This window comes from Frankiales bacterium, from assembly GCA_016125335.1.
In the GTDB taxonomy this organism is placed as follows: domain Bacteria; phylum Actinomycetota; class Actinomycetes; order S36-B12; family CAIYMF01; genus Longivirga.
Genome location: WGLY01000038.1, coordinates 20395 through 27274, shown reverse-complemented (window position 1 = coordinate 27274; position 6880 = coordinate 20395). Strand labels below are relative to the sequence as shown.

Here is a 6880-nt window from a genome sequence, read left to right as displayed (position 1 = left end):
GCAGTCACTATCTCGGACGCCTCCAGGCGGACAGGGCTCGTCGAGACCGGCGACGCGGGGCAGCCAGATGGGTGAGCGGGGTGGTCACCCCGCCCCTTCTGGGCGCGCTTGAGCGACGGCCGCGGGGGCATTGTGCAACTCCCTGACCGGTCTGAGCGCTCGCGTTCGCGGCCGCTGCCCAACGCCGACGACACGGCCCTCGCCGCGCTCCGACGCATCAAGGCGCAGTCCGTACCGTCCCTGTTCAGGGACGGTACGGACTAAGCGCGCTTACGGCAGACGCACTCGCCGTAGCAGTCTCCACGCCGTTCTCGACGAGCCGCACGAGCGGGCCGCTGGGGATCTTGATCAACCGACCGACCCGCAGAACTGCAGTCGGCCACTCCCCGCGACGCACCAGCTCGTACGCCAACGAGCGACCGATCCCCAGGACACGCGCGGCCTCAGGCACATCCAGCAAGGCCGGCAACCCGGCCAGTTCCTCACGATCCATCATCACGCCTTCCGTTGTGTGCCACCGACTATTGCAGCGGCCTACCGGGAGGTGTGCAGTCCTACGTCGCGACATAGGGGTCGCCACAGCAGAGGGCACAACTTCCGGGCACGGTAGGGTTACCTCAAGCACGATCCTCCCCATCCCACGCGCACCGGGCACAGCGTGCACGACGAAATGCCGGGATCGAGAGGGTTGCCGGGCTCGGCGAAGGTTGACGACATTCGACTGGCCGGAGATCCATCGGCTCCAGAGACGGACCGCGGTCGACCTCGCGGTCTTCCCTTGACCGGGATGCTGACTCAGAGCTCCCGACGTGGGAGAGAAAGCGTGAATGTAGCTCCTAGTCCGGGGCCTGGGCTGACGGCGTCGAGACTGCCGTCTTGGGCGTTGGCCAGGGACCGTGCAATGGTCAACCCTACGCCGTGCCCGGGACTCGCGGACCCGCGGTGGAATCGCTCGAAGATCAGTTCTGCCTCGCCGGGCGGGAACCCGTCGCCTGTGTCGGTGACGCGGACTCGTCCTGATGCCTTCAGCGTGTCGACGGACAGTGAGACGTCGTCGCCGGGGCGGGTGTGACGTAGTGCATTTTCGAGGAGTTGGTCGATGATCTCGACACAGCGGTCTGCGTCAGCCACCACCGGCACGGGATTGGGGGCCACGGTGTGCAGCCCTACGCGGGCGGCGGCGAAGCGCACGTGGTTGTGATGTATCGCAGCGCGCGCGGCGTCGGCGAGGTCGATCGGTTGTGGTCGGATGGTGAAGGCGTGCTCATCTGCGCGCGAGATGGCGGAGAGGTCGTCGACGAGGCGGGCGAGCCGACCGCTTTGGCTCGCGAGGGCATCGAGGACGGCGTCGTCGGCGGGCAGGACTCCGTCGTGGATGGCCTCCACGGTGCTGGTTATGGCGGTGATCGGTGTTCGGAGCTCGTGCGCCAGGTCGGTGACCAGCTGCTCGCGTCTGGCCTCATTGTCCTCGAGTCGTTGCGCCAAGGCGTTGACGGACTCCGCGAGGGTCTCCAGCTCCGGGCCTAGGCGAGGCTGCTGCACCCGTGACGAGTAGTCACCGGCGGCGAGGTTGGCCGTGGCAACGGCGATCTGCTGGATGGGTGCGGTGACTCGTCCGGCGACGATGCCCGACACGATCGCTGCAACGGCCACGGCTGCCAGGACCCCTGCGGTGATGGAGACCAGCAAGGCGGTCGCGAAGCCTTCGTCGACGTGCATCGTGACGTCGTCGGAGAGGTGGACGCCCGCTTCGGACAGGTGGCGTTGGAAGACGCCGGGGGCGGTGAGTAGCGACACGACGAGCAGGGTGCCGGCGCCGGCCACGACGACCAGGCTCATCGCCAGCAGTAGCCGAATTCCGAGTCGAATGCCCGGGGTACGTGCGTTCATCCGGTGCCCATCCGGAAACCAACACCGCGGACCGTGACGATGAACCTCGGGTCGCTGATGTCGTCGCCGAGCTTCGCGCGAATGTGGGAGACGTGCACGTCGACCAGCCGCGGGTCGCCCACCCAACCCGGTCCCCAGACGTCGTCGACCAGCCTTTCGCGAGGATGGACATGGCGGGGGTTCGCGGATAGCACGTCGAGGATGTCGAACTCGGTGCGGGTGAGGTCGACGAGCTCTCCGTCTAGGGTGACTTGACGCGCGTCGGGGTCGATTATGAGCCCCCCGCAGCGGCGTCCGGGTTGTGGCTGGTTGCGTGGGCGTCGCATGATCGTGCGGATCCGTGCCACGAGCTCGCGGGGGCTGAAGGGTTTGGTCATGTAGTCGTCGGCGCCTACCGACAGGCCGATCAGAGTATCGACCTCCTCGGTTCGTGCGGTGACCATGACGATGTACGTGTCGGAGAACGTCCTGATGCGACGGCAGACTTCGACGCCGTCGAGACCTGGCAGCATGAGGTCGAGGACGATCACGTCGGGTTGCTGCTGCTCCGCCTGGGTCACTGCGTCGAGGCCGTCGGCGGCCTGGATCACGGTGAAACCGTCGCGCTCGAGGTAGGCGGCAACGACCTGGCGGATCTGGTCCTCGTCCTCGACAACCAGGGCCAGCGGGGCCGGCGGTGCAGGTGACGCGGCCACGATCAGCCCGTCGCCGTCGCAGACGGGGTCGGCCACGTGCGGACCGTGATCGCGCCGGACCGGGAGTTCACTACGATCTGGGCGACAATGGCGTCGTCGCGGGTGAGTGTGAAGAGGTATCCCATGGGCATAGCCACCGGGCCGTCCAGGGTGGCGCCGGCGGCGTTCTTGTCCACCCACGCCTGCGCCAAAGACTGAGCTTGGTCTGAGTCGACGGTCGCATTGCCGTTGTCAGCGCCCTCGTCATAGCCGCCCATCATGTCGCCATCCATCATGCCGCTGCCCCAGCCCGGGGACACTGCCACCGTGGTGTCCGACCGGTGCGACTGGTACGCGAAGGCAGCGGCGGCGGATCCGAGCAGGGCGAGCACGGCGGCGACCAGGACGACCACGTAGGCGCGCCTGGAGGGGATCACGACGGCTTGCGCATCTGCATCAGCGCGCTGCGCCGGGCGCGATATGTCTGTTCGTCGATCTCGCCGGTGGCGAACATGCGGTCGAGGATCTGGTCCGGGGACTCCACTCCGGGGGCTGGCACCGCAGACCCCGCGGCGTCGGCGCGGCCGTTGCCGGGCAACAGGCGGATCACGGCGAACACGATCACGGCGAGGAGCACGACCCAGAACAGCATCATGAGCAGCCAGAAGCCGCTCCCGCCACCCATTCCGTTGCCGTACCAGTTCATCATCACTGCCTCCTCAGGCGCCAGCGGGTCATCCCGACGAGGTCCACGATGGCAAACCTTTGTGAAGGATCTGCGTTGGCAACTGTTGAGATTCCGAGTAGAACCGCGTGCGGACGTCGCACCCCGCCGGAGCACACACCGCTGGAATCCGGCGGAACGAGCGAGAATCGAACTGGTCGCCCGACAGGCCGCCAGCATGTTCGCCCGGACACCCCGCCCCGCGCCCCCAGAGTGGGGCACTGACTCGTTGTCGTGCCCCGGACTCTCTGCGGCGCCCACGTGGCGCCCGTTTGTCGGTGCCGGTCCGTGATCGTCGCAGTGCCCGGGTGGTCTCGTTGGGTCCCTGCGCCGTCAGCGGTCTCGGGACCGGCGTCACGGGAACCAGGTGAGGATTCGGGGATTCCGCGCAAGGTCGATGAAGGCGTCAGGCGAATGTCATCGTCGGCAGCGTTGCCGGATCGGTGATGCTGACCCAGGTGATGCCTGCATTGGAGGCAATCGCCGCGTGTCGGCCGTCGATGCCCGTGATCCCAACGGCGGTGACTTCGGGGGAGAGGGTGCCTACGTCGTGCCAGTGCTGGTGCTGGTCACGAGTCCAGACGGTGCCGCTAGTGTCGACGCCCCACACCGATTTGTCGGCGGCCAGCGATCCCAATCTCAGACGGGGTGCATCCTGCACGATCTCGGCACCGGTGCCGTCGACGTGCGCTCGCTCCAACCCGTCCGTGCCGGTGATCCACAGGTCGCGACTGTCCAGGGTGAGGGACCCCGCGGCGGAGCGGCCGGTCCGCTGCCACTTCTGACCACTGTCGATGGACACCCAGAGCTGGCCGGCGCTTTCCCCGATGATGGTGTTGCCGCGCGCGGTCAGCGCGTGGAAGTCGTCTGCGTCGGCACCCTTTACCGACTGCCAGGTCAGGCCCCCGTCGCGTGACTGGAGAAGCCCGACCGCCGGGCCTCGTCCCACCGATGTTGCGGCATGCCCGGAGCTGTAGAACACGCCTGTGCTGTCGACGGCGAGACTGGTCAGGTCCGAAACGTCAGTTCCGATCCGGCGCGCTGCTGTGGGCGAAACGGCGAATAGGCCGACATTTGTGGCCGCGAAGACCTGCCCGTCTCGTGTGACGGCCAGGGCGTGCACTTGGTCGACGCCGGCGGGCAGGACGCGGGTCTCGTCCGTGACTCCCGCGTTCGGCGTGTACACGGTCGCCGCTCTCCCCGTGCTCGCTGATGCCGCGCTGGGTGCCGATGTTGTCGAGCATCCGGCGAGCAGGAGTACGCCGGCGATCGCGCCGAGGGCGACCACGGCAGAATTGCGGTGGCCTGTCCTCAGGGTTGCGCCCCACGGGGTGTTCACTGGCCCGCCAGCATGGTTCGCGTGGCATCGGCCTCGCTGGGGTGCGTCAAGGCGCTTCCGTCGGCAAGCGCCTTGACGGCGGGGTTGATGCTGTCGTGGACTTGCTGGGCCATCGCGATCGCGCCCTCATGATGCGTGATCATCATGTGTAGCCACGTCTGATCGAACCGGGAGCCTGTGGCCGCCTTCAAGGCCATCCTGTCCTGGTCGCTCATCATCCCGCTCTGGGTGGCCGAGCATGTGTCCATGCCGCCCATGCTGCCGTCGCTGCTGGACGCCATCGTCGTGGGCTGGTCCCACCCCCTCAGCCAGGCGATCACGGTCGCGATCTCCGGTGCGTGCGCGGTCTTGATGCGAGTGGCGAGGTCCTTCATGTTGGGGCTGGATGCCTGCGCGAGCGCGACGTCGGCAGTCACCACGCACTGCTGCTGGTGAGCGATCATCGCTTGGGCGAAAGCGATATCGCTGGCGGCTCCGGGCATCATCGAGGTCGACGAGGTCGAGGGCGCTGCGCTGCCGCTGCTGGTACCGCAGGCGGAGAAGGCCATGACCGGCGCAACCGCGAAGCCGGTGACGACGAGGGGACGGGTTCGCATGAGGTGCTTCTCCTGTGGGTGAACGACGTCGGGTGCGCGGGTTGGGGTGATGCCGTGAACTCGGGTGGGATCAGGTGGTGTAGTCGAGGCGGGTCATCATCCCTGCCTCGGCGTGATAGGCGTTGTGGCAGTGGACCATCCACGAGCCGGGGTTGTCCCCCAGCAGATCGACCGACACCCCGCCCATCGCGGGAACGAGGATGGTGTCCTTGCGCGCGCCGGTCCCTCCCGCGGCGCCGACCTGGAACGTATGGCCGTGAACGTGGAGCGGGTGGGGCATCATCGACATGTTCCGGATCCGGAACCGTCCGGTCTGTCCGTGAGTGATGGTCAGAGGTTCGGTGTTGTCGTAGGTGTTCCCGTTGATGGTCCACACGTAGGGGCTCATCGACCCCGACAGGACGATGTCTTGCGTGGTGTCCGGATCGGCCTGGGGCAGTGCGTGGCCGGGGGCGACGGCGAGCACGTCGGCGGTCACCGGGAAGCTGTCGAGCTCTGCCGGCCGGTACCCGCTAGGGGGTGCGGCGCCCTTCCCCGTGCGAATCAGGGCGTGCGCGAGACCTATCTTGCCGACCGGCTCGGCGACCAGCGGGAATATCCCGTCGTGGAGGGTTGTGATGGCGTCGTACCGCTCGCCCATGCCGATGCGGATCGCTGCGGTGGTGACCGGCTGGACGGGGTAGCCGTCGGTGTGGGTGACCGACAGCCGGTGTCCGGCGAGCGCTACCGAGTAGATGGTGTCTGCGGAGGCATTGATGATGCGAATGCGGACCCGCTGGCCGGGCTTGGCGGTGAGCACGTCCGGGTCGCTCGCGGCCTTCCCGTTGACGAGGTAGAGGGGGTAGTTGACGTCGCCGCCGTCCATCCCCATCATCCCCGACCCCATCCCGGACCCGGAGCCCATCCCCATCATGCCGCCGCCGGACCCGTTGTCCTTGGTCAACGCGGCGTAGATGTCCTCGGGTGACGGGCCGACGCCGTCGGTCCAGTCATCGAGCACGATGATCCACTCGGCGTCGTAAGCGCCGTTCTCGTGCGGGTCGTCGACGATGAACGGCGCGTACAAGCCCCGGTCGAGCTGCAGCCCGGTGTGCGGGTGGAACCAGTGCGTGCCCGGGTCGGGGATGGTGAAGTCGTAGTCAAATGACCCGCCGGCCGCGATCTCCGGGGTGGTGACCCCGGGAACCCCGTCCATGTCGTTGCGGATCGCCAGCCCATGCCAGTGCACGCTCGTCGCCGATGGCAAATCATTGCGGAACGCGATCCGCACCCGGTCTCCCGCGGTGGCGTGCAGCCCGGCCCCCGGCACCGTGTCGCCGTAGGCCCACGTGGACACGACCCGCCCGCCCAGATCCCACTGCACCTGCCGGGCGGTCAACGACAGCGCTCGTGTCCGACCGTTCGCCGTGCGAGTGGCTTCCGCCGACGCCACGGCCGAAGGGTTTGTGGACGGGATGCCCCCCGTTGCGCGGCCGCAGGCAGCAAGGCCGGCGACAGCGCCGACGCCGAACGTCCCCACGAGGAACTGGCGGCGGGACAGCGACATGGCCTCAAGCGCCTTTCTCGTAACGGGGCCACCCGAGCGTTGGCCTCAGGACAAAGTCTCGATGGTCGATCTGGCGACCCTGCGGTCGTTCCATGAAGATTCTGTGAAGGT

8 protein-coding genes are annotated in these 6880 nt (G+C 67.7%); all 8 read right to left on the bottom strand.

The window, feature by feature from the left end:
- Window positions 1-244: 244 nt before the first annotated feature.
- The 8 genes from GC157_17785 to GC157_17750 all read right to left on the bottom strand — a co-directional run bounded on the left by GC157_17785 (window position 245) and on the right by GC157_17750 (window position 6769).
- Window positions 245-637, bottom strand: a complete 393-nt coding sequence (locus tag GC157_17785; protein ID MBI1379307.1) for a helix-turn-helix domain-containing protein — start codon at window positions 635-637, stop codon at window positions 245-247.
- Between the two features lie 158 nt (window positions 638-795).
- Window positions 796-1890: a HAMP domain-containing protein gene (locus GC157_17780; protein MBI1379306.1), complete on the bottom strand. Its 1095-nt coding sequence runs from the start codon at window positions 1888-1890 to the stop codon at window positions 796-798.
- Window positions 1887-2591, bottom strand: coding sequence for a response regulator (locus tag GC157_17775; protein MBI1379305.1), 705 nt, complete (start codon window positions 2589-2591; stop codon window positions 1887-1889). Before GC157_17775 ends, GC157_17780 begins: the two co-directional genes overlap by 4 nt.
- Entirely contained in the window at window positions 2588-2977 is a 390-nt protein-coding gene (locus tag GC157_17770) for a hypothetical protein (GenBank protein ID MBI1379304.1), read from the bottom strand. Before GC157_17770 ends, GC157_17775 begins: the two co-directional genes overlap by 4 nt.
- 20 nt (window positions 2978-2997) lie before the next feature.
- Window positions 2998-3273, bottom strand: coding sequence for an SHOCT domain-containing protein (locus tag GC157_17765; GenBank protein MBI1379303.1), 276 nt, complete (start codon window positions 3271-3273; stop codon window positions 2998-3000).
- A 421-nt stretch (window positions 3274-3694) separates the two neighbouring features.
- A complete protein-coding gene (locus GC157_17760) occupies window positions 3695-4576 on the bottom strand; it encodes a hypothetical protein (protein ID MBI1379302.1) in 882 nt (293 codons plus the stop codon).
- 47 nt (window positions 4577-4623) lie between these two features.
- Window positions 4624-5223 (bottom strand): DUF305 domain-containing protein, encoded by a 600-nt coding sequence (locus GC157_17755; GenBank protein MBI1379301.1) that lies wholly within the window; start codon window positions 5221-5223, stop codon window positions 4624-4626.
- Window positions 5224-5293: 70 nt separating this feature from the next.
- The gene (locus tag GC157_17750; GenBank protein ID MBI1379300.1) at window positions 5294-6769 is read right to left on the bottom strand and encodes a multicopper oxidase domain-containing protein; all 1476 of its coding nucleotides are present in this window, start codon (window positions 6767-6769) and stop codon (window positions 5294-5296) included.
- Between the last annotated feature and the right edge of the window lie 111 nt (window positions 6770-6880).

Bases quoted from the DNA above. Each gene is read 5' to 3' on its own strand.
- GC157_17785 (MBI1379307.1), bottom strand. From the start codon at position 637: ATGGGGAGGATCGTGCTTGAGGTAACCCTACCGTGCCCGGAAGTTGTG.
- GC157_17780 (MBI1379306.1), bottom strand. From the start codon at position 1,890: ATGAACGCACGTACCCCGGGCATTCGACTCGGAATTCGGCTACTGCTG.
- GC157_17765 (MBI1379303.1), bottom strand. From the start codon at position 3,273: ATGATGAACTGGTACGGCAACGGAATGGGTGGCGGGAGCGGCTTCTGG.
- GC157_17755 (MBI1379301.1), bottom strand. From the start codon at position 5,223: ATGCGAACCCGTCCCCTCGTCGTCACCGGCTTCGCGGTTGCGCCGGTC.
- GC157_17750 (MBI1379300.1), bottom strand. From the start codon at position 6,769: ATGTCGCTGTCCCGCCGCCAGTTCCTCGTGGGGACGTTCGGCGTCGGC.